This window comes from Mucilaginibacter flavus (assembly GCF_030409315.1).
GTDB classification, from domain to species: Bacteria; Bacteroidota; Bacteroidia; order Sphingobacteriales; family Sphingobacteriaceae; genus Mucilaginibacter; species Mucilaginibacter flavus.
The window spans coordinates 14,787-38,609 of record NZ_JAUFPS010000088.1; the positions used below are offsets into that span (position 1 = coordinate 14,787).

Consider the following 23,823-nt stretch of genomic DNA (forward strand, 5'->3'; position numbering starts at 1 on the left):
ATGTCATCAACAGAAAATAAAAAACAAGTAATAGATACCACCAACATCAAACTGGCCCAGGCTGATAGCTACAACGCCCTGATTAAAGGCAATGCCGAATGGGTAGAGCGGAAGTTAGGCGAAGACAGCGACTTTTTCAAAAAATTAGCTAAAGGTCAGCAGCCACAGGTATTATGGATAGGCTGCTCAGATAGCCGTGTACCGGCCAATGAAGTTACCGGCACCAAAGCCGGCGAAGTGTTTGTACACCGCAACATTGCCAATGTATGCGTACACTCGGATATGAATATGCTGAGCGTGCTTGATTACGCCGTAAATGTACTTAAGGTAAAACACGTGATTGTAGCCGGTCATTACGGTTGCGGTGGTGTTGCCGCTGCTATGAGCAATAAACAATTTGGACTGATTGACAACTGGTTGCGCCACATTAAAGATGTGTACCGTTTGCATAGCTACGAGCTTGACCGCATAACTGACGAAACCCAGAAGCTAAACCGCCTGGTTGAGCTCAATGTAAGCGAGCAGGTGTATAACCTTTGCAAAACATCCATTATCCAAAACGCGTGGATGGAACGTCATGACCTGGAGGTACATGGCTGGGTGATAAACTTAGGTACCGGTTTGGTAAAAGATTTAAAAGTAACCAGCAGCAGCCCCAATAATTTGGGCTATGTATATGAACTTGACGGTGTTAACGCGGTGGCCGCGCACTAAGAAGAACTTGTTTGTTTAATCTGGTTCGATCCCGGCTTGCGAAAGCGGCCGGGATTTTTAGCCTCACCTAAATCCTCTCCAAAGGAGAGGACTTTTGATTTGCGTGTTTTGGAAAGTTCAAAATATTTAAACTATTCTTTTAAAGTCCCCTCCTTTGGAGAGGATTTAGGTGAGGCCAATTTTTTATACTAAATTTACCCTAAGTACAACCGCTTAATAATTATATGCTTAGGCAATCAAAAGAAGATCGTACGCTTAAACAAAATTTGATGCTCGCTTCGTCAACGGCATTTGTATCCGGGGTAACCAATATTGCGGGTATGGTCGCTTTTTTGGCCTTCTCGGCCAATATAACTGGCCATGTGGCTAACCTGGCTAAACATATTGTACAGCAAAATTTCAGGGAGATCATTGTATTTGCCATCTGGCTGCTGATGTTTTTTGCCGGGGCATTTTTATCAAACTTTATTGTGCGTTCGTTTGAGCATAAAAGCCGCTATAAGGCACATTCCATCCCTATTGCTATGGAAACCGTACTGTTATTGTTTGTGGCGATATACGGCCATAACTTTTACCGCGAAACAGATCTTGAACGTGAGGTTGTGATCGGGTTTATCATATTTTCGATGGGATTGCAAAACGGCCTGGTGTCAACCATATCCGGCGGACTCATCAAATCTACCCATCTCACCGGTTTATTTACCGATTTGGGCGGCGATATATCCGAATGGCTGCACCCAAGAATTGCTAAAACCGATGTGATCCGCAATAAAATATACATACGCCTAACGGTATTGTCGTTTTATTTGATTGGGGCGATAGCCGGCGGCATTTTATTTAATATGTACGATTTTGCGATATTCTATTTCATTCCACTAATTTTGTTAACAATATTGTACTATGATCTGTCGCCCATTGCCCTCTATAAAATTTCGCGTTTATTTGGGGGCGAGAAAAGCAGTTCGGTATAAAACATCTTTCTAAACTAAAAACTAAAAAACTATGTGCGCTAAAAAGTTATTACACGACACCAGTCACATCACTTACGAAAGCCTTTTGGAAGGTAATGAACAATTTATTGCCGATGCTTTAGCCGAAGACCCAAAGTTTTTTGAAAAACTGGCCAACGGCCAAACCCCGCCGGTACTATGGATTGGCTGTGCCGATAGCCGTGTACCCGCAAACCAGATCACCAACACCTCGCCGGGCGAAATATTTGTACACCGTAACATCGCCAATATGGTTATACACTCGGATATGAATATGCTATCGGTACTGGATTATGCCGTAAACGTGCTGAAAGTAAAACACGTAATAGTAACAGGTCATTACGGCTGTGGCGGTGTAATTGCCGCTATGAGCAACAAAGAATTTGGCCTGATTGACAACTGGTTGCGCCACATTAAAGACGTTTACCGCCTGCATTCTGCCGAACTGGAAGCTATTGAAGACCATGACGCACGTGCCAGTCGCCTGGTGGAATTAAACGTGGTTGAAAACGTTTATAACCTATGCAAAACCACCATCGTACAAAACGCCTGGAAACACGGCCAGGAACTATCTGTACACGGCTGGGTATACAGCTTAGCCACCGGCAAAATAAACGACATGAAAGTGAGCACCAGCAACAACACCAAGCTGGGCGACGTGTTTAAATTCGAGTAATCTATAGAGTCAAGAATCAAGAGTCAAGAATCAAGACAGCTGCAATAAAGAAGGGCCGGAAATTCGAATTTCCGGCCCTTTTTGCTTATGAAGGCGGCAAAAGTCTTAACTCTTGATTCTTGACTCTTGATTCTTTCCCCCTACAGTTCTTTAGCCAAAAATGGGTACCTGTAATCCTTCGGTGGATCAAAGGTTTCTTTGATGGTGCGGGGGGATACCCAGCGTAGCAGGTTAATCATCGATCCGGCTTTGTCGTTTGTGCCAGAGCCTCTGGCACCGCCAAATGGCTGCTGACCAACTACCGCGCCTGTTGGCTTATCGTTGATATAGAAGTTACCTGCCGCGTTGCGTAAACGCTCGGTAGCTTTGGCAATGGCATAACGGTCCTGGGATATGATAGAGCCTGTTAGCGCGTAGATTGATGTTTTATCTACAATGTTCAACACTTCATCAAACTGATCGTCCTCGTACACGTAAATGGTTAATACCGGGCCAAAAAGCTCCTCGCACATGGTTACGTAGTAAGGATCATCTACCTTAAGTACGGTTGGCTCAATAAACCAGCCTTTGGTTTTGTCATAGCTGCCACCGGCAACAATTTCAACACCTTCGTCGGTTTTAGCCGCGTCGATGTATTTGGCCAGTTTATCAAATGATACTTCGGTAATTACGGCGTTCACAAAGTTTTCAAAATCCTCTACCGGACCAATCTTAAACGAGGTGATATCGCGCTGCATATTGGCTTTAACAGCCGGCCATAATGAAGCCGGGATGTAAGCTCTTGAAGCAGCCGAACATTTTTGTCCCTGGTATTCAAACGCGCCGCGAACAAGAGCGGTGCTCACTACATCGGCATTGGCGCTTGGGTGGGCCAATACAAAATCCTTACCGCCGGTTTCGCCTACTATGCGTGGGTAAGTTTTGTATTTATGTATGTTGGTACCAATGGTTTGCCAGATGTTTTGGAAAACCTTGGTTGAACCTGTAAAGTGAATACCCGCGAAATCGGGGTGGTTAAAGATAACTTCGCCTGCAACCGGGCCATCAACATAAATCAGGTTGATAACACCATCAGGTATACCGGCTTCTTTAAAGATTTTCATGATCACGTTGGCGGCATAGATCTGTGTATAAGCAGGTTTCCAAACCACAACGTTCCCCATCATAGCAGCAGATGCAGGCAGGTTACCGGCAATAGCGGTAAAGTTGAACGGCGTTAAAGCAAACACAAAGCCTTCCAGCGGGCGCTGCTCCAAACGGTTCCAAACACCTTTGCCGGATACTGGTGGCTGTTGCTTGTAAATTTCGGTCATGTATTCTACGTTAAAGCGTAGAAAATCAATCAGTTCGCAAGCTGAATCAATTTCGGCCTGGTAGGCGTTTTTTGATTGACCAAGCATGGTAGCCGCGTTGATGGTTGCACGGTACGGACCGGCAATCAGTTCGGCAGCTTTCAGGAATATGGCTGCACGTTGCTCCCATGGCAGGTTTTCCCAGTCGGCCTTGGCGGCAAGGGCTGCATCAATGGCGGCGGTAACGTGGCTGGCATCACCTTCGCTGAAGGTAGCTAACAGGTGCTGATGATCATGTGGCGGACGAATTTCCAGTTTGCTGCCGGTACGTACTTCCTGGCTGCCAATGTACATGGGTATGTCTAACTGTTGCGCGCGGGCCTCATCTAAAGCGGCTTTGAGTGCAGCGCGCTCCAAACTTCGGGGGCCATAGTTTAAAACCGGCTCGTTTACGGGAGCCGGGACATTAAAAAATCCTTTAAGCATAATGGGTCGTCAATTAAATTGGTGCAAAGATACGGATTTTGAATAGGATGGGGGATGCATGGATTGTCAAAATATTGATGGAGGGGAAGGCTCCAAATCGATGTAGATCCACAACTTTTTAAAGCACCCGTTAATATCCAAACTACACCTTTCTAACTCCTTTTCAACTCAGTTTGGCATCCTTTTGTGTACCAAATAAGCACTAACTAACAACCAAACGCAGCGGTTTTGAAAAAATTTAAAAGGATTCCTGTTGGTTGTGATTTTTAAACTTACATTATTTATTGAAAATTCAGTATATTTGGAATTGTTGAAAATATAAGTAAATTAGCATCGGAATTTAAACTCAAAAAAATCACCATAAACATACCTTATCATGAACAAAGTGGAACTTGCAAAATTTAAAGGCTACGCGGCATCAAACGTGCTGGCCTTTGTACTCATTGGGCTTAACAAACTGTTGCTGCATGATGCCAATGTGCTTATTTATGCCGAGTTTGTAATTATCCCCATGCTGATGGGTGTGATGTACGCCTGGTTTACCCGCAAGTATGGCATGCGTACCAAAACGCTTGCCTGGGCATCATGCGTTAACTGCTTTATAGCTATTGTGCTTAGCGCGGTTTTTTTGCGCGAAGGGATCATTTGCCTGTTCATCGTGTCGCCGTTGCTGCTTTGCTTTATACTGTTGGGTGGGTTATTAGGCCGGCACATGTTCCGGCGCGATAACAATACTCTTAATATCAGCATAATCTCGCTCATGCTGCTGGCTTTTGTAGCCGATTCCCTATCAACCCACCACTATGAAAACGAGGTGACCGATACTATGGTGGTTAAGGCGCCGCCTGCCGAGGTGTGGAAGTATGTGGTGGCTTACAAACGGAACACTTCGCCAAACAAATACTGGCTGTTTAAGGCCGGCATGCCCAGTCCGGTAGAGTCGACGGTAGAGGGCTATTACCTGGGAGCCAGGCGCAAATGTATTTTTAGCAATGGTTATGTGTTTGATGAAAAGATAGTTACCTACGATGAAGGCAAAAACCTCACCTTCGACGTAACCCACCAACCGCGCGATCCGGAGATTATGGGTCATATCGACATCCTGCGCGGGCAGTTTTTACTGAAGGACAACGGCAACGGCACTACAACTTTAGTTGGCAACAGCTGGTACCGCTTATACGTGTTCCCGGTTTGGTATTATGATTTGTGGGCGCAAAGCATTACCCGCAATGTGCACCTGCGGGTGATGGAGCATATTAAACAACTTAGCGAAACCCGGTAATATGTTTTTATTCACCATCAAATATTTTGGCTTTTTAAAATTTGTGCCCGGCCTGCCCGTTGTATTTGATGCCTGGTTAAAAATTTATACCCTGCTCACCCGGCCCATGCTGCTGGATTGGATAGACGATATAGAAACTCACATGCGTAAGCTACCAAGCGTTACGGCCCATAACCACAAATACGGAGGCTTACAGTTTGACCGGCACAAAACCGAAATCGGCCACATTCACAGTAACGGACTATTGGATATGCTGCTCACCCGCAAAATAAAAGCCGAACTGATGCGGCAAGGCCTCATTACTGACCATCACTCCTTCAAAAACACGGGCTGGATAAGCTTTTACATCCGCAATGAGGATGATGTTAGATATGCGCTGAAGTTGTTGAGGTTGGGGTATGATAGGATAGGGGAAAGAGGAAGGAAGCTCGCGCAGGATTTCAACAAGCTTTTTAAACAAAAAACCGGGAAAACCCCTATCGAGTTTAGAAGTAATTAATAATACCATCATTGCTGCCGCAAGGCTCCAGCCTTGTGGCCCGCCTGCTCAGTTATGGATATGTATTACGCTGCTTCCTGAAGCACCTTTTCAATAAGCGCGGTTAGCTGCGCTATATTATCAAACGGTTTGCTGATAAAAGCCTCGGCTGTACCCAGGGAGGCATAATTCTCAATCTCCTCATGGGCCGACATCATAATCACCGGGATATCCTTTGTTTCGGGTTTCGACTTTAGCAATATGCAGATGATATGACCGCTCAAATAGGGTAATTGCTCATCTAATAAAAAGCAATCGGGTTTTAACCCAATCAGGTGTTCGGGAGTGATGATTGACTTGAGTGCCGTTACCCGGAAGCCATTTGCCTCCAGCAACAGTGTTATACTTTCGCGTAAATCGGTATCGTCTTCTATCAGTACAACATGTCTGGTCATCGGCTATGTAATTTTTGCATTTAACGCTATTTAGGGGGAAAGTGTTTGCAGAAACCCCATTTAAAACTGTAAAAAAGTATCTGGGCGAGTACCAATAAATAATATGTCTTAAATTTTTACAAGATACACTTATCATTCATGCTTGTAACGATAGATTTGCAATGCAGTTGTAATTAACATAAATTTATTGCGCGATAGCCGTAAACGCATACCAAAAACGGGTATTCACAAATTAGCGAGCAACCGAGGTAGCACATCCTAAACCTAATGAAAAAACGTACCATATTAAGCATAGTTCTTACTGTTTTTTGCCTCATATACCTTGGTTGGGTTTTTTATGTTGATAGCACGCATAAAATACAATCCGTTTACTGGTTATGGGGCAAACAGGCTGGGTTAGCTATCATTTATATCACCGCATCTATTGGAGTTTATATTGATAAAGACAGATCCCGGCTATCAAAAGCCGGCGCTGTGGGCATGATGCTTTTTTGGCAGGTTTACTTTGGGTATCATGAAGTAAGCAGATACAATAGTGACGTTCGGCTGGATAAGTTTGGTTGGGGTTATAATCGGGAAAGGCAAAAACGGGGCACACCACAAATTCCGCCAAATTGGGAGATAAAAGACAGAACAGATCGTTCAGTTACGTGGCAGGCTAAGGATAGTACTATTGGGCATCAATCCAAAACCATTGTTTTAGATTCTGCTTACAAGATTGATTTTGAAGATGATAAATATGAGCTTAAGCCAATAGAAGGCCCCCTAAGTGATATGGCAATCAGAACCCAATACGGGAGGGGAAAAGGTAAGGATTCTATTTTTTATTATTATAGCCTGGGCGATAGCAGTCGGCAAATTTCAAGATATCAGGCGGATAGTATCTTTTCAGCAAAAAATATAAAAAAGGATTACAAGTAATAGCAATTTTTGGCCGCTGTTAACGCAAACAATAGTATAGTGCATCCCTTTCATAGTTTTCTCCATTTTTTAAGATAAGCATACCAATTAGCTTTAGCTTACCAATTATGCCGCGGCCTGAATGTTAATGAGTTTGTTATAAAACACAGCCTTTAATTCCTGATCCGTGATTTTTATAGATATACATTGTTTATAACCCATTGAAAAATGGGGTTTATAAACTTTTGTCGTGTGGTTTTTTGTGAGGTTATTTAAAAGCATTTTGGTGATTAATGCCGGCACCCCGCGGCATTTACAGGTTAAACCAATTATCTAAATCATACACTATGAAATGTTTTTACTTAATCTCCGGCTTGCTGCGTTCGCGCGGTATTAAACTCACTGTTTTACTTTGCCTGCTTTTTGCCACGGTAAACGGCTTTGCCCAAACCTGGGTAGAGGCCGAAACAGGTACAGTTTCAAACGGAGCGGTGGTGCAAACCAACAGCGCGGCTTCCGGCGGCAAACACGTGGGGTACCTGGGCGGGCCAACAAACGGCACGGTAGTTATCCCTGTAACCGTGGCCAACGCCGGGCAATACACGCTTTCGGTTAATTACCTTTCGGCTGATCCGCGCAACCTCTACGTAACCGTAAACAACGATGCGGCCGTGGTTATAGCCTGCAATTCGGGCAGTTGGAGCACCGTTGCCACGGCTACCCTGGTGATAAACCTGCAGGCCGGTACCAATAACATCACCCTAAACAATAACAACGGCGATTATGCCCCCAATGTGGACCGTATTGGCACCGCGCCTAAATATTATGAATCTGAAGCTGGCACCCTGGCAGGCGGCGCGGCGGTACAAAGTTGTACGGCATGCTCCGGTACATCTATGGTAGGTAACTTAGGTACCGGCTCGGTTACCAATACGGTGAATGTAGGTGTGGCCGGCAATTACATCCTTACGGTTTATTATGCCACGCAAGATCCGCGGTCATTTTACGTATCGGTAAATGGCGGTGCGGGTACCGAACTGGCCTGCTTGCCATCCGGCGGCTGGGCTACCGTCGCCGCGGCTACTATTCCCGTAACTTTAAATGCCGGCAATAACACCATTAAGTTAGATAATAACGGCTGGTACGCGCCAAACGCCGATAAGCTCAGCCTGGCCTTTGTACCATCAACCATTAAAAATATCAATTTTGGCGGCACCAACCGCATTGAGTACAACCTGGCTACGGGCAAGTACAATGTGTATTTCAACGGCACCAAGGTAATTACAGATGCCATTGCTACGGCGCAATCAAACAACGCGCAATCGAGCCCTAATTACGCTACCCGAACTTATAGTTCATCAGCATTGAGCGATGGTTTGGGTACGGGAACCAAACATATCATTTCTTTATCAGGCAATGGATTGATCCCCATGCAACAAACCTTTTATGTGTACAATAACCGCAATTATTTTTATACCGATATCTCATTAAGCGGTGCCGGTGCCAACTGTTACTATATGGCGCCGCTCATATCAACCAACGTAGTGTTGCCTGTAAGCGGCGACAACCGGTTTTTAAAAGTGCCTTTTGATAATGATACCTTTATCTCCTATGATGCCCAGGCTTTAAGCGGGGTAAACACCACCAGTAGCGAGGTGACTGCCATTTTTGATAACACCAGCCGCAATGGTATGGTATTAGGTTCTATTGAGCATAGCGATTGGAAAACAGGCATCCAGGCGGTGGCATCAGGCACTACCTTATCGCAGCTGTCGGTTTTTGGCGGTTTAGCGCAGGAAGCTATCACTCGCGACAAAAAGGGCCACGGTTGGGTAGGTCAGGGTGGTACTTACGCCAAATCGCCCAAAGTGATGGTTGGCTTTTTTAATGATTGGCGCGATGGCATGGAAGAGTTTGGCAAATCAAACCGGATTGCCGAGCCGCCCTATATTTTTAACTGGGCACAGCCCACGCCCTTCGGCTGGAACAGCTGGGGATCTATCCAAAGCGGCCTTAATTTAACCAACGCCGAAGGGGTTGTCGATTTTTTTGCCAATACGTTAACCGGGTTCCGCAACGGGAATACGGCGTATATTGATCTCGACTCGTACTGGGATAACCTGAATGATACCCAACTAAAGCAATTTGCCGATTACTGCAAACTTAAAGGCTTGAAGCCAGGCATTTATTGGGCACCCTTTGTGGACTGGGGTAAAACAAGCCGCGGGGTAGAGGGCAGCACTTATAACTACACCGATATATGGGCCAAAGAGAACGGCGCATACCATGATCTGGATGGCTGCCGCGCGCTTGATCCTACCCACCCCGGCACCCAGCAGCGCATAGCCTGGATGATAGGCCGGTTTAAAACGGCCGGTTTCCAGATGATCAAGATCGACTTTTTAGGTCATGCCGCTATTGAGGCCGATAGTTATTATGATTCATCGGTACATACCGGCATGGAGGCTTACCGCAAAGGGATGGAATACCTTACAGATCAGCTGGCCGGGCAAATGCTGGTGTACGCCGCCATATCGCCCAATTTGGCAACTGCCCGTTACGCCCACATGCGCCGCATTGCCTGCGATGCCTTTTCATCAACCAGCGATAGCAAATACACTTTAAACAGCACCAACTACGGCTGGTGGCAAACCTATATGTACAACTACATTGATGCCGATCATGAAGTGCTGTCAACCGCCACACTGGGTGCCAACCACATGAGGGTAGCATCGGGCGTAATTACGGGTACGGTAATCACCGGCGACAATTTTTCGACTACCGGCCAGTGGACAACCGTTGCCCAAAGTCTGTTCCAAAATCAGGATGTGCTGGATATCGCCCGTAACGGCATCGCGTTTCGCCCGGTAGATGGCAATACCGGTACCGGCACAAGCGAACTGTTTACCCGTGTTATTGGCAATTACCTGTACCTGGCGGCTTTTAACTATGGTACAAGTAGTAAAGCGTATTCGGTAGGTTACAGCAGGATAGGCCTGCAAAGCGGTACATATACCATGAAGGAGTTATATGGCGGCACAACATCAACCATTACCAGTTCTATCGGCTTTACGGTGCCCGCCGGCGATGCTGCTATTTACCGCATCACTTTAAGCGCGAATTTTTCGGCCGCCGTTACCAATCCCGATGTTGTGCAAAGCGATGGCACATCAACCACCAAACTTACCTATTACCCAAACCCGGTAGCCAATACCTTAAATATTGACAATCCCGACGCGATGGCTACTGTAATGCTCACCGCATTTGGTACCGGTGCCACTGTAAAAAACATAGGCGGCGTTAACAGTAAACATTATGAGCTAAACTTAAGCGGGCTACAATCGGGGTATTACATTGTATCGGTAACGGATAGTAAGAATAAGACGAAGAGCTTTAAGATTTATAAACGATAGCGGTAGGTGCATGGCGCAGAAGACTCACCCGACGGTTCGCCTTTGGTGAACGCAACCCTCCGGCTACGCCGCATAGAGGGGTTTGAACGCGGGTTAGCTTTGCTTTGATGTTTAGCAATTCAAAATATTCAGCGTTCAAACCCCTCTTTCCGGCTTGCCGAAGAGAGGGTGACGAGCGTAGCGATGTCGGGTGAGTCTTCACCTGCGTTTGCGTAAATTGACTATTCGTTAGGTATAAATAGCTGCTTACCCGGCAAAAAACAAGAGCATAAAACCTTTTTTTTGCCCCAATAAGGGCTGAAATGAAAAATTAAATCCCTCGCACAGAGTGAGGTGTATAGTTTTTGCTGCAATTTTTGAAATTAATAATGCCGATCCGCCGCATATTTCTATTTTTGCACCCGGAGAGCTGGCAGAGTGGTCGATTGCGGCAGTCTTGAAAACTGTTGAACTGTGAAAGGTTCCTGGGGTTCGAATCCCTAGCTCTCCGCAAGAAAAGTTGAGTAGTACCCCAAACTACTCAACTTTTATTATTTTTAAACCTTAAAAGCAATAACTGTTTTAGAATTAATACGGTGAAAATAATGCCTACAGAATTATTAAAGAACAAAATAATCGGGCACTTTTTCTGATAATGCTAATACTTGAATTTGTTTAATTATTTTTATCAAACTGCTTTAGCGTGCAATTGGCAGACTTTGTAAATATTTAAATAAGCCTTATCATAATTATGAAGATATTTTTAAGCTCAACGGCTTATGATTTAGGGGATATCAGAGCTAAGATAGTTGACATTTTAACTAAGCAAAAGCATGAAGTAATTTATCACGAAAGCCCAACATTTCCAGCAAAAGTTGATTTGCATTCACATGACCAATGTCTTTTGGCAGTCGAAGATTGCGACACACTGGTATGTGTCTTAGACAAAAGATATGGCGGTAATTATGCAGGGGAAATGTTGGCAAACAACAAACCATTAAAATTCTCCGTCACAGGCAAAGATAACAAAGGAGAGAGGCTAAAAGAAGATCTGGAAATCCCTATTAATAAATTAAGTATAACATGGTGTGAGTTGCAGAGAGCGTATGCTTTGAATAAAAATGTTATCACATTTGCTCGTCAAAGAACAATGGATGAAAAGGAAACAAGACGCCACAACCAGTATTTAAAAACCTTTAGACCATCATACGCTGAAAAAAATGAATTGTTTGACCTTATTGATTGGATAACTAAACAGAAAAGGAATAACTGGATCATTCCCTTTAATAATATAGTAGACTTCGAAGAAAAGCTTGTTGTTTATATTAACGAGTTTGACAAACAAAAACTGAAAACCACAATTAGTAAAAAACATCTTAGTAAAAAGATTTGCGTGATTGTAGAAGGAGAAATTGATCGTATTGTTGTTCAAAATCTCATCCGTAAATCGAAAATTAAAGGTGAGTTTATTATAATACCTGCTTATAGTAAATATAGAATCTTACAGACATTTAATGAATATATACTTCCATTTTCAAGAGCTTTTGACAAGGTATTAGTCCTTGTTGATACCGATGCAAAAAGCTCAGAACAATTATTAACTTTCAGGGATAGCATAAGTCAGCTTGAAGAAAATATAATTATGGAAAATGTCCAAATATTTGGCGCTAATCCTTCTATCGAGGCTTGGATTACTGCTGGGGTTGACGAAAAATTATATAGATGGCATGAAGGCTTTATCGACAAAGAGATTTACGTCATGAGGTTTGGTAGTTCAACTATTCAAAATACAAGAAATGTGATGAAGGATTTTAATATTACACAAGCCATGCAACTATCTTCTGAATTAACTGATTTTGTTGGAGCTTTGCGGCAATTTGCGTTTGAAGAGCAGGCAGGTAAATAATAAAAAACAGTATCCGATTTGTTCTCAACTATTAATTAACCATATCTAACTCGTTACATCGTTTTCAAAATATTTTTAATTACATCCAAAATACCTTCCAAGTGTCCTAATAGACTCCCGTTCACCCCGCTGATACCAATATCAAAATATTAAAAGCCTGTCAATCAAATAATTGCAGGCTTTTGTTTTTTTATCAAATGTGTCGTCCAGTACGAATGTCCCGGTTTTTTCAAAACGTTATCCGATAGGCGGTTACGTTTATATTTTAAGCGTTTCCAAAAGCGTTAAAGCTTCTGTTATCATCTCCCGTTATTTTCACAAGATTGTAAATTCAGCTTGCTTATTCTTTTTAGTTGTGCTTTTTTTAAATCTACCCTTTGGAAAATTCCCAAAATGATATTTTCTTTAAAACTCAAAATAAACACCGAAACGCAAGTGATAATTTTATGTTAAAATCGAAAAAAAACTGTCATGAATTTAACCTTTAATGACCCGTCATTACCAGAATGGCTTGAAACCAGTTCAGAAAAAGACTATGATAACCTGCCATTTGGGGTAGTAAAAATGAATTACGACGGGGTAGTGACTAACTACAGCAAAGGTCAATCGGATTTATCTGGCGTATCTAAAGAAAACGCCAGGGGTAAGCATTTTTTTACACAGGTGGCGCCATGTACCAATAACTTTATGGTAGCGGAGAAATACAAAAGTGACAGTTTGGACGAAATTATGCCTTACATGTTCACCTATATCACTTTGCCTACCCCGGTTGAGCTGCGCCTCATTAAAGGCAGTAAAGGCAATCAATACCTGCTGGCTAAAAACGCATAAAATTGAGCGCTATTTCGGCCGAGAGCCAGGTACAAAAGATGCTTTCCATCATTTACCAGATCCCCATGGGGTTGGTAGAAGCAACTAAAGATGGAGGGATTACAGCTATGAATGCTAAAAGCATTCAGTTATTAATGCCTTTGTTTCATATTCATAAATTAAAGGGTAACAACATTAACCACCTTTTGAGTGTGATAGCGCCCCAAGTACTTGCCGCCGCCCAACAGTTTGTACCCGCCAATGGCAATGTAATCAAACAAGTAAGGCAGGAAATACCTGTTACACATGCGAATGGCTCAGACACCGATCTGTGTTTTTTGTTTACAGTAGAAAAGCTGGACGAGGACCAATTTACTTACGTGTTTGACGACGTTACGGAGCTTTATCATAAGGAGAAAGAACTAAACCAAATGATAGAGGATAAGGCGATTGAACAGCTTAACAAGTTCGAGATCGCATCGGGGCTATTGCATGATATTGGTAACGCCGTGGTAGGGTTTGGTTCCTACATTACTAAAATTAAGCGGTCTATCGAACAAAAGAATGATATTACTACGCTGCAAAGTTTAAAAACATTTGTTGAAAAGAACCAGGTTGCGTTGGCGGGCGCACTTGGCGAAAAAAAAAGTAAAGCTATAGCCGAATTACTGGATGGTGTGATCACTAATCAGGAAAGTAACTTAACAGAAGTGAGAAATTCTGTTACCGACCAAATGAAGATCATTTCACATATCCAGGAGATCTTAAATATACAACGGCAATATGTTAAAGGGCATTATATTGAGCGTGCTACCGTTAGCGTGCGCGACCTGATTAATGATTCGGTTTCTATGCTGGCTAATTCGTTTGAAAAACGGGGGATAAATTTAGGCCTGCAGATATCCAGCGATATGGTGCAGATTAAAGGCGATAGAACCAAACTGATGCAGGTTTTTTTGAACCTGTTAAAGAACGCTGCCGATTCCGTTGTACAACTGGAAAACCCTGAACAGGCTAAAGAAATCAACGTAGCTGTGGGCCGGGGAAAAACCAGTGTGAAGGTAATTATCCAGGATAATGGCCGGGGATTTGACGAGGCAACCGGGGCAAAATTATTTACCAGGGGCTACACTACCAAAGCAGAAGGGACAGGACTTGGCCTGGCCAACTGCAAAAATATTATTGAAGGCCATAACGGCCAAATCTATCTCACCAGCGCCGGTGTAGGCCAGGGTGCTACATCTGTTGTGATTTTTAATATATAAGCCTTTAAAGCGTATATCAACCTATGGAAAATATTAACACAAGAGTGCTCATTATTGACGACGAAGAAGTTGTTAGGGATAATATCGAAGATATATTGGTACCTAAGCGGGCTTATGCCAATGAAATGATCACTAATGCTTCGAGTATTCTTTTTGACGATGAGGAAGAACCTGAAGAAAGGATTCTTACCCCGGTTAATAACAGCACCATACCGGTATTTAGTGTAGATAAAGCCAGTAGCGGTATGGAGGGTTTGCAAAAAATTAAGGCCGCTGTAGCGGCAGGTAAACCTTATGCAGTAATATTTTTAGATATGCGGATGCCGGGCTGGGACGGCCTGGAAACGGCAATGTATATCAAGGAGGCTGATCCCAAAGCCGAAATTATCATCATTACCGCCTTTAGCGATAAATCCATCGAGGAGATATTTAACAAGGTTGGGCAAAACGTGGGTTATCACTGTAAACCCTATGCTTCTGAGGAGATCTTGCAATTAGCCACCAAAGGTGTTAACGACTATAATAAGCTGCGTAACCTGGAAAAACTAATCACGGTGATTTCCAATATCAATATGTCAAAAACGCAGCTTGACCCATTACTTCAAAATATATTAGATCAGCTGGCTATGTACATTGGTAGTGATATGGCTGTATTGGGCAAACTGCTTACTTCTAAAACATATCAGCAGCTCTTCTCTATCGGATCGGTAGGCTCGGTAGAAAAAAAGATCAATGTAGAGCGCCTGTCGGCCATCATTGCCTCAACTGATATTACCGAAGAAGAGGAGGTGGTACAAGTTGATGAACTGGTGTTTATCAAAATTGAAGACTATTATATTTTTGCAGCACTTACCGCTAACCAGTTCCTTAAAACTGAAAAGATTTACCTGCTGAAATTATTTGTGCAAAGTGCCGCTAAAGCCATCAAGAACGCACAATTACACGAAGTAATCGCGCGAGAAGAAAAGCTGGCCGTTGTTGGTAAAGCACTGAGCATGTTAATGCATGACCTGCGCGTACCCATTAAAAATATTCCGCTGCTTACTGGCGCCATACGCGATGAAGGTTTCAACAGTTCCTGGTTAGATATGATTGATGAAAGTGGTGAGCAGGCTTCGGAAATTTTTGACGACTTTTTAGATTTTATAAGAGATACCCCACTAAAAGCCCAGCGCATATCTGTAAACCAACTGATTAACGATAGTGTCACTTTGGCTAACCATACACCCGGTTTTAATCAGATATCCATAAGTGAGCAGGTAGTGCCCGATTTATTTGTACAGGGAGATAGCAGCAAGCTTAAGCGGGTGATAATGAACCTGATGAACAACGCTTGCGAAGCCATGACCGCGCTTAAAGTAGAGAGCCCTTCAATTGAACTTTTAGCAAATAAGGTGGGTAGTGATGTGGTGATCAAAGTTAAAGATAACGGCCCCGGCATTCCGGCAAGTATCATTGAAAATTTGTTTGATGCTTTTGTAACTGTAGGTAAAGGTAACGGCACCGGGCTGGGCCTGGCTATTGCTAAACAGTTTATAGAAGCACATGAAGGCACAATTACTGTAGCGAACCATAATGGCGCGGAGTTTACCATTATACTACCGGCAGCTGTGTAATGTGGGATTATCAGTCGGTTAAGCAAATTATTTTAGATTTATCGCTAAAGGTTAGGGGTATGCCCTTCACAGGCGATGCAGCCCTTTACCAAATAATTGGTGCCGATTGGAAACACGATTTGGGTTTAGATTCTATTGAGTTGATGGGGTTGGCCGCCGAGGTAAACTCGTTATTTAACCTGTTTGCAGTTAATGAGCCACCCTACCTGTTATCATCTGCCAAAGTTGATGATTGGGTTGAAATGGTTTTAAAAACCCGGCAACGTGCCGATGAAATTTTGTGTTTTAACACATCCGGAACTTCCGGGCAAACCAAAGTTATTCGGCATACCATGGCTCACCTCCAAAGGGAGATAGCATTCTTAAAAACGCTTTTCCAAGAGGCTACGTGCATTATCCCTTATGTACCAGGTTATTCAATTTACGGGTTTTTACTAACGGTGGGTTTGCCTAAATTGTTACAAGCGCCTTTATGCTACCCCTCTCAGGTGGATTGGACGCGGTTACCGGCGAACGCCCTGATAGTTGCTACTCCGTTTAACTGGCAGTTATTAATCAATAGTTTGCCAGATATGGCTGTGCAAGTGCTTGGCGTATCGGCTGCGGCTCCATTATATTCAGATTTATATCGGAGCATCAATTCAAAAGGAATTAAGCTTACTGAGCTGTACGGGGCTACCGAAACTTCGGGTGTGGCTTACCGGAATCACTGGGACGATAGCTTTCAATTTTTCCCTTATTGGGCATTAGCGACTGATGGCGAGATAAGAGATATGGAAACGGACCGCGTTTTTAAACTTATGGATGATATCCGGATAGATGACCAGGGGCATTTTACTATCACCGGTCGAAAAGATAAACAGGTGAAAATAGCAGGGCGGCTGGTAAACCTGGATCAGGTTGCTTTAAGTATAAAAAAACTGGCAAATGTTCAGGAATGCCACATCAGCGCCAAAGCAACAGGCAACGACCTCATGATACAGGTTTCTTTAACCCTTTTTGAAGATGGCGAGCACCAACGTACCGATGTAAAAAAACAAATCAGGCAAATGCTGCCAGCTCATGAACGCCCCAGGGACATTTATTTTGATTGATTATTACTTAATTATTTCCGTTGTCACCAACAACCCCGCAAGAAAAAAGTTCGGTAGTATCCGGCTTTACCGTAAAAATTAAAAACCTTGCTGCAATAAAGTAGCAAGGTTTTTTGTTTTTCTGCACTCCAAACCTATCAATGGCTTCTGCGCTTTAATTACAGTCACAAAAGAGAATTAGTGTACAACTATCCAGTATTTGTGTTAACACCGGCCCTCTTATCCTTCAGACATTTGTACTATCAATTTGAAATAGTAACAAAATGAAAAAAATAATTTTAATAATTGGTGCAAGTTCTGGGATGGGTAAGGAAACTGCTAAGAAACTCATCCGGGAGGGTCATACTGTTTATACAGTTGCACGAAGAATTGACCAAATGCAGGATTTAAAGGCATTGGGTGGTTATCCAATGCAAATGGATGTAACAAGTGAAAACGACATACGGAAGGTAATTAATACCATTATCAAAGAAGAGGGTAAGATAGATGTGCTTTGGAACAACGCGGGCTATGGTCTTTATGGTTCGGTAGAGGATGTATCGTTAGCTGAGGCAAGAAAACAGATGGAGGTAAATGTTTTCGGAATTGCTGCGGTATCGCAAATGGTAGTTCCCTACATGCGTAAAGCAAAATCCGGATTAATTATTAACACTTCTTCAATGGGTGGTAAAATGTACTTCCCGATGGGGGCATGGTACCATGCAAGCAAACATGCCGTGGAAGGTTTGAGCGATTGTATGCGATTAGAGTTAAAGCAATTCAATATCAAGGTGGTGATATTGGAGCCCGGCTTTATTGCCACCGAATTTGGATCTGTTTTGATTGGCAACTTTTCAAAAGTTTCAAAGCAAAGCGCCTACACAGGCATGATGGATAAAATCATAGAGGGTACAAAAAAAGCCGCGCAGGGAAACGGTTCCTCGAAACCTTCGGTAATTGCTGATACTGTAAATAAAATAGTAAGTAGTAAAAATCCGAAAACACGTTACAGGGTTGGAAAGTTTGCCAAACCTATGGTTTGGATGAGGACCTACCTGGGAGACAGGCTATTTGACAGAATCGTTATGAGTCAAATGTAATAGCATCAAAGCAAATTAAATAACGTTTAAAAACAAGTAAATGAAAATCTTAAAAATAGCTATTGCATTAGTAATCGCTTTTGCCACTACAGTTAAAGCACAAACTGCCGAAAATGCTATAGCAGGCACATGGGAATCTGATAAGAAAGATGTTCGGTTAGAGTTCTTCAAATTGGGCAATGAGTACCAGGCAAAATTGTTATGGGGTAATAAAATTGTAGAAAGCGACGGCAAAACTTCAAAAAAAGATGCCAAAAACCCGGACGAAAAACTACGTTCAAGAAGCATCATCGGCATTGTAAGTGTAACCGGCCTAAAGTGGGATGGAGAGGAATTTACTGGCGGTAAAATCTATAATCCTCCATCAGGAGATACTTATAAATGCAAGGTTTGGATCAAAAACGGCAAGCTAAATCTGCGCGGGTATATGGGCGTATCTATGTTTGGTCAAACCGCTACATTTCATCGCTACAATCAGTAACTGTGTATTAATAAGTTTGACTATGAATTTCTTTAATAGTACATCTGCATGGATTAAGGGTGAGGTTTTTGAGGGTATTTTGATCTTTGTGTTCGGTGTCTTCATTATTTTATTGGGGCTTATATTCTGGAAATTTGGCGAAACACCAAATGCAAAAGCACTCATCATTCCCCTAATTATCGCAGGTTTTGTGTATGTTTTATTAGGCGGCTCAATGTATGTTTCAAATCAAAACAGGTTGCCGGTTTTCAAGCAAAAGTTTAGTCATAATCAATCGGAGTTTATTCAATCCGAAAAAAAACGCGTAGAAAGCTTTCAATACATGTACACCATTTCAAAGGTGGTGGCAACAGTATGTTTTTCACTTACACTACTTATATTCTGGTTGTTAAAAAGCCCGTCATGGCAAGGCTGGGGTATTGGCTTATCATTATTTGCCATCTCAGGTTTGATGGTTGATTACTTTTCCCAGGAAAGGGCTGAGATCTATTACAAAGTGATTTTAGAGATATTAAAATAGCAGGCAATGAGAACTATTTTCTAAATTTAGATAGATGATCAATAACATTATACATATAGAAACTATTTCAGAGATGCATAAAATGCTTCCCGATTCAAAAGTAAAACACCCCTTAGTAGCAGTTGTGGATTTCTCCAAATATGAAGAGCAATTCTACTCAGGAATGAAATTGACTTTAGGTTTTTATTCCGTTATGTTCAAGAATTTTTGCATTAACCAAATGAAATACGGGCAGCAATCTTATGATTTTAATGAGGGCAGTTTAATTTGTATTGCTCCACGGCAGGTTATAGCATTGGATGAGCCTTTGCAAAAAAAGGTGGATATTTCTGGATGGGGCTTATTTTTTCACCCCGATTTGATCAGGGGTACATCATTAGGCAAATTAATAAAGGATTATTCCTTTTTCTCTTATGAAATCAACGAAGCGCTTCATCTTTCGGAAAAAGAAAAGACCGTGTTATTTGACATTGTGCAGAAGGTAGATACTGAATTGTTTGAAAATATTGATAAGCACAGCCAAACATTAATAGTTTCCAATATTGAATTGTTGCTTAATTATTGTACACGGTATTACGATCGCCAATTTATAACCAGGAAGCATGCGAATAAGGATATACTGTCAAAGGTTGAGAGCGAGTTATTAGATTACATACAATCGCCCCTGCTTAGCAAAAAAGGCTTGCCAACGGTAAAATTCCTGGCAGATAGGATGCATTTATCCGCCAACTATCTCAGTGATCTGCTTAAAAGAGAAACAGGGATGAATGCGCAGGACCGTATTCATTATTATTTGATTGAAGAAGCAAAAAGTCTTTTATTGAGTTCCAACAAATCTATCGGTGAGTTAGCTTTTTCACTTGGGTTCGAATATCCGCAATATTTCTCCCGACTATTTAAGCAGCGGGTTGGACAAACGCCGAATGAATATCGCTCCCTCAATTGATAATATATAATAAACCAATGCGCTATAGATTTCGATTCACCCCGCAGGCAAAAAGGTTTGCAAATTGCGAACCTTTTTTGAAAAGCCAGGTTCAAACAACCGTTTTTTTATTCTGTTAATAAATTTCTTTAATCAAAATTCAAGGTGGTAGTTTTGCGTTTCATTGGCGGGCATGGCAATAAACACTGAACAACACTTACACCATCATCACATAAAACCAACGGCTATGCGGTTGTTGGTGTTAAATTTTCTGTTAAAACGTAAGGCAGCTATTAGTCTTAACGATATAGAAAAGGCTATACAGCCCGCAGATCGGATTACCATTTATCGTACGCTTAAAACTTTCGAAGAAAAGGGACTTGTACACCTCATTGATGATGGTACTGGCACGCATAAGTATGCCCTTTGCGATGATACTTGCGGTCCTGAAGAGCACAATGACCTGCATGTTCATTTTTATTGTAACGGTTGCCATGAAACTTACTGCCTTCCCAATTCAAAATTACCTCAGATAGACCTGCCTGAAGGGTTTGGTTACTCCGAAATGAACCTTGTTGTAAAAGGATATTGCGACAAATGTAAACCCTGAACAATGCAATTGCGTTGCATTGTTTTCTTTCCCACCTTTGCGCCATTAAAAAACAATAAAATGGATACTGGTCCAAGTAGTAATCAACATTATTTAATCAACATCTCCTGACGGGCTACCTCTTTTAAGCTGGCCCGACGGGGCAACGCTACATTTATGCTTAAAAGAAAAAACATCAACAACAGCCCTCAATACAAAGGGCTTAACCAGGCGGCAGAACTTCAACTCAAAAATATCGCCGGTGCCTGCAAAACACAATGCTTTGGTTTATTGGATACGCGTGAGCAAGGTTTGAGTAAAGCGGAGGCACGTTCACGCTTCCTCATTCATGGTGCAAATGAGGTATCGCACGAGAAAGCCCCCGGCTGGTACATTCAATTGCTACAGGCCTTTGTCAACCCCTTTATTGGCGTATTAGTTGTATTAGCGGCAATTTCAATAATTACAGATGTGGTAATCCAGGCTCCTGCTGATAGGGATTTTTCTACGGTGGCCATTATCTGTATTATGGTTACATTAAGTGTACTATTACGGTTCATTCAGGAATATCGCAGTAACCAGGCAGCAGAAAAGCTTAAATCTATGGTTAAAACTACTGCCACCGTTGTACGATACGGCGAGGATAAGCAAGAGATTGATATAAAAGAACTGGTACCCGGTGATATTATTCAATTGGCCGCAGGTGACATGATTCCGGCAGATATACGCGTCCTGCAATCAAAAGACCTGTTTGTAAGCCAGGCTATGTTAACCGGAGAATCGGTACCAGCCGAAAAAATAGCAGATGCAAACCCTTCGCCCGAAAAAATATCCGTTCTGGAGCTTAACAATAGCTGTTTTATGGGTACAAACGTGGTGAGCGGTAGCGCAACCGCGGTAATAGTGAATACGGGCGATAAAACGTATTTCGGTTCATTATCTAAGTCGCTGGTAGGCAAACGGGCCGAAACCAGTTTTGATAAAGGTGTTAATAGTGTAAGCTGGCTGCTTATCCGTTTCATGCTGGTGATGGTACCCGCCGTGATGCTGCTTAACGGTTTTACCAAACACAACTGGCTCGAAGCCTTCTTGTTCGGCTTGTCTATAGCGGTAGGGTTAACGCCAGAAATGTTGCCCATGATAGTTACCGCCAACCTTGCAAAAGGCGCGGTGAATATGTCAAAGCGCAAAGTTGTTGTAAAACGATTGAACGCGATTCAAAATATCGGTGCGATGGATGTTTTGTGTACGGATAAAACCGGTACTCTAACAATGGATAAGATTGTGCTGGAAAGACATTTGAATGTGTTTGGTGCGGAAGATAATGAAGTAATGAAATGGGCATACCTCAACAGCTATCACCAAACCGGATTAAAAAACTTGTTGGATATTGCCGTATTGGAGCATGTACATGAACATGCCTGCCTGCACGAGGGCGAAAACTACGAGAAGATAGATGAGATCCCATTTGATTTTCAGCGCAGGCGAATGTCTGTTATTCTTCGGGAGAAAGGTGATAAGCACCTGTTAATTTGCAAAGGCGCGGTTGAGGAAATGCTTGACCTGTGTACCTGGGCATTCGATCCGGGAGAAGATAACAAGTTACAAATTGCCGGTGACAAACTTATTCCAATGGATGAGCAAATGCGCAAAACCGTGTTACATCAATCGAAGAAATTGAATGAGGAAGGTTTGCGTGTATTGCTGGTTGCGGTAAAAGAGTTTGATGAACGCCCTTTAACATATTCGGTAGAGGATGAAAAAGACATGATACTTACCGGTTTTGTAGGCTTCCTTGACCCGGCAAAACCATCTGCCAAACCCGCTATACAGGCATTACACAACCTGGGAGTGCAAATTAAGGTATTGACTGGCGATAACGAGATAGTAACCAAAAAGATATGTAACGATGTGGGTATCCCTGTTAACGAGATATTAATGGGGAAGGACCTGGAAAACATGAGTGACGATGTGTTGAAGGTAAAGATAGATGCTGTTAATATCCTTGCAAAACTTAGCCCCTTGCAAAAAGCACGGGTGGTAAAGCTATTACAGGAAAAGGGGCATACTGTTGGTTTTATGGGCGATGGTATTAATGACGCTGCCGCGTTACGGGATGCCGATGTAGGCATCTCGGTTGATACAGCAGTTGATATTGCTAAAGAAAGCGCTGATATCATTCTGCTGGAAAAAGATCTGATGGTATTGCGCAAGGGCGTAATATATGGCCGCCGTACATTCGGCAATATTATTAAGTATATCAAAATGACCGCCAGCAGCAATTTTGGCAATATGTTTAGTATGCTTGGTGCCAGTGTTTTACTGCCCTTTTTGCCCATGCTGCCTATACAAATATTGGTGCAGAACTTATTGTACGATATTTCGCAAATATCTATTCCATGGGATACAATGGATAGCGAGTTTATCGAAAAACCCCAGAAATGGGATGCAAGCGGCATCAGTAAGTTTATGGTTTACATAGGGCCAATCAGTTCCATATTTGATTATGCCACGTTTGCGGTAATGTGGTTTGTATTTAAAGCAAATTCAACCGCGCATCAAAGTGTTTTTCAAAGCGGTTGGTTTATTGAAGGGCTGCTATCGCAAACCCTGATAGTACACATGATACGTACCCGCAAGGTGCCTTTTATACAAAGTTGGGCGGCGGCTCCCGTAGTGGCATTAACATCGCTCATTATGTTGGCAGGTATAGCGTTGCCTTTTTCGCCGCTGGCATCTGTGCTTAAAATGCAGCCTTTGTCGCTAAGTTATTTTCCGTGGTTGTTTACCATTTTGATAATGTATTGTGTGTTTACACAATTTATCAAAAATTGGTTCATCAATAAATTTCATCACTGGCTGTAAAACCGGCAC

General features: G+C 42.6%; 20 protein-coding genes and 1 tRNA gene. 19 read left to right on the forward strand and 2 right to left on the reverse strand.

The window, feature by feature from the left end; translation table 11 throughout:
* From QWZ17_RS25405 to can, 3 genes are all read left to right on the forward strand, one after another.
* Window positions 1–714 carry a carbonic anhydrase gene (locus QWZ17_RS25405; RefSeq protein WP_290308144.1) on the forward strand — a complete coding sequence of 238 codons (714 nt, stop codon included), beginning with the start codon at window positions 1–3 and terminating at the stop codon, window positions 712–714.
* 224 nt (window positions 715–938) lie between these two features.
* The gene (locus QWZ17_RS25410) at window positions 939–1,685 is read left to right on the forward strand and encodes a YoaK family protein (RefSeq protein WP_290308145.1); all 747 of its coding nucleotides are present in this window, start codon (window positions 939–941) and stop codon (window positions 1,683–1,685) included.
* 31 nt (window positions 1,686–1,716) lie between these two features.
* Window positions 1,717–2,379 carry a carbonate dehydratase gene (gene can / locus QWZ17_RS25415; protein ID WP_290308146.1) on the forward strand — a complete coding sequence of 221 codons (663 nt, stop codon included), beginning with the start codon at window positions 1,717–1,719 and terminating at the stop codon, window positions 2,377–2,379.
* Between the two features lie 140 nt (window positions 2,380–2,519).
* Here can and pruA read toward each other — a convergent pair whose 3' ends face one another.
* Window positions 2,520–4,157 carry an L-glutamate gamma-semialdehyde dehydrogenase gene (pruA, locus tag QWZ17_RS25420; protein WP_290308147.1) on the reverse strand — a complete coding sequence of 546 codons (1,638 nt, stop codon included), beginning with the start codon at window positions 4,155–4,157 and terminating at the stop codon, window positions 2,520–2,522.
* A gap of 376 nt (window positions 4,158–4,533) precedes the next feature.
* Here pruA and QWZ17_RS25425 point away from each other — a divergent pair, with 376 nt between their 5' ends.
* Window positions 4,534–5,439, forward strand: a complete 906-nt coding sequence (locus tag QWZ17_RS25425; protein ID WP_290308148.1) for an SRPBCC family protein — start codon at window positions 4,534–4,536, stop codon at window positions 5,437–5,439.
* A 1-nt stretch (window position 5,440) separates the two neighbouring features.
* A complete protein-coding gene (locus tag QWZ17_RS25430; RefSeq protein WP_290308149.1) occupies window positions 5,441–5,938 on the forward strand; it encodes a luciferase domain-containing protein in 498 nt (165 codons plus the stop codon).
* Window positions 5,939–6,003: 65 nt separating this feature from the next.
* Here QWZ17_RS25430 and QWZ17_RS25435 read toward each other — a convergent pair whose 3' ends face one another.
* Window positions 6,004–6,372, reverse strand: coding sequence for a response regulator (locus QWZ17_RS25435; protein WP_290308150.1), 369 nt, complete (start codon window positions 6,370–6,372; stop codon window positions 6,004–6,006).
* 267 nt (window positions 6,373–6,639) lie between these two features.
* Between QWZ17_RS25435 and QWZ17_RS25440 the strand changes: the two genes are divergently transcribed.
* The 14 genes from QWZ17_RS25440 (at window position 6,640) to mgtA (ending at window position 23,814) form a co-directional block, all read left to right on the forward strand.
* Window positions 6,640–7,293: a hypothetical protein gene (locus tag QWZ17_RS25440; RefSeq protein WP_290308151.1), complete on the forward strand. Its 654-nt coding sequence runs from the start codon at window positions 6,640–6,642 to the stop codon at window positions 7,291–7,293.
* Window positions 7,294–7,619: 326 nt separating this feature from the next.
* Window positions 7,620–10,685, forward strand: a complete 3,066-nt coding sequence (locus tag QWZ17_RS25445) for a CBM35 domain-containing protein (protein WP_290308152.1) — start codon at window positions 7,620–7,622, stop codon at window positions 10,683–10,685.
* A 403-nt stretch (window positions 10,686–11,088) separates the two neighbouring features.
* A tRNA-Ser gene (locus QWZ17_RS25450) sits at window positions 11,089–11,175 on the forward strand.
* 240 nt (window positions 11,176–11,415) lie between these two features.
* Window positions 11,416–12,570, forward strand: a complete 1,155-nt coding sequence (locus tag QWZ17_RS25455; RefSeq protein ID WP_290308153.1) for a DUF4062 domain-containing protein — start codon at window positions 11,416–11,418, stop codon at window positions 12,568–12,570.
* Between the two features lie 471 nt (window positions 12,571–13,041).
* On the forward strand, window positions 13,042–13,401 hold the full coding sequence (locus QWZ17_RS25460) for a hypothetical protein (protein ID WP_290308154.1): 360 nt from the start codon (window positions 13,042–13,044) through the stop codon (window positions 13,399–13,401).
* A gap of 2 nt (window positions 13,402–13,403) precedes the next feature.
* Complete coding sequence (locus tag QWZ17_RS25465) at window positions 13,404–14,645, forward strand: sensor histidine kinase (RefSeq protein ID WP_290308155.1); 1,242 nt, start codon at window positions 13,404–13,406, stop codon at window positions 14,643–14,645.
* Window positions 14,646–14,668: 23 nt separating this feature from the next.
* Complete coding sequence (locus QWZ17_RS25470; protein ID WP_290308156.1) at window positions 14,669–16,261, forward strand: hybrid sensor histidine kinase/response regulator; 1,593 nt, start codon at window positions 14,669–14,671, stop codon at window positions 16,259–16,261.
* Between the two features lie 59 nt (window positions 16,262–16,320).
* Window positions 16,321–17,355 carry an AMP-binding protein gene (locus QWZ17_RS25475; protein ID WP_290308157.1) on the forward strand — a complete coding sequence of 345 codons (1,035 nt, stop codon included), beginning with the start codon at window positions 16,321–16,323 and terminating at the stop codon, window positions 17,353–17,355.
* Between the two features lie 263 nt (window positions 17,356–17,618).
* Window positions 17,619–18,434 carry an oxidoreductase gene (locus tag QWZ17_RS25480; protein WP_290308158.1) on the forward strand — a complete coding sequence of 272 codons (816 nt, stop codon included), beginning with the start codon at window positions 17,619–17,621 and terminating at the stop codon, window positions 18,432–18,434.
* A gap of 40 nt (window positions 18,435–18,474) precedes the next feature.
* Window positions 18,475–18,915: a DUF2147 domain-containing protein gene (locus QWZ17_RS25485; RefSeq protein ID WP_290308159.1), complete on the forward strand. Its 441-nt coding sequence runs from the start codon at window positions 18,475–18,477 to the stop codon at window positions 18,913–18,915.
* 22 nt (window positions 18,916–18,937) lie between these two features.
* On the forward strand, window positions 18,938–19,435 hold the full coding sequence (locus tag QWZ17_RS25490; RefSeq protein ID WP_290308160.1) for a hypothetical protein: 498 nt from the start codon (window positions 18,938–18,940) through the stop codon (window positions 19,433–19,435).
* 34 nt (window positions 19,436–19,469) lie between these two features.
* Window positions 19,470–20,381, forward strand: a complete 912-nt coding sequence (locus tag QWZ17_RS25495; protein WP_290308161.1) for a helix-turn-helix domain-containing protein — start codon at window positions 19,470–19,472, stop codon at window positions 20,379–20,381.
* A gap of 172 nt (window positions 20,382–20,553) precedes the next feature.
* The gene (locus tag QWZ17_RS25500) at window positions 20,554–20,970 is read left to right on the forward strand and encodes a Fur family transcriptional regulator (protein WP_290308162.1); all 417 of its coding nucleotides are present in this window, start codon (window positions 20,554–20,556) and stop codon (window positions 20,968–20,970) included.
* Window positions 20,971–21,126: 156 nt separating this feature from the next.
* Entirely contained in the window at window positions 21,127–23,814 is a 2,688-nt protein-coding gene (mgtA, locus tag QWZ17_RS25505) for a magnesium-translocating P-type ATPase (RefSeq protein WP_290308163.1), read from the forward strand.
* Window positions 23,815–23,823 lie beyond the last annotated feature (9 nt).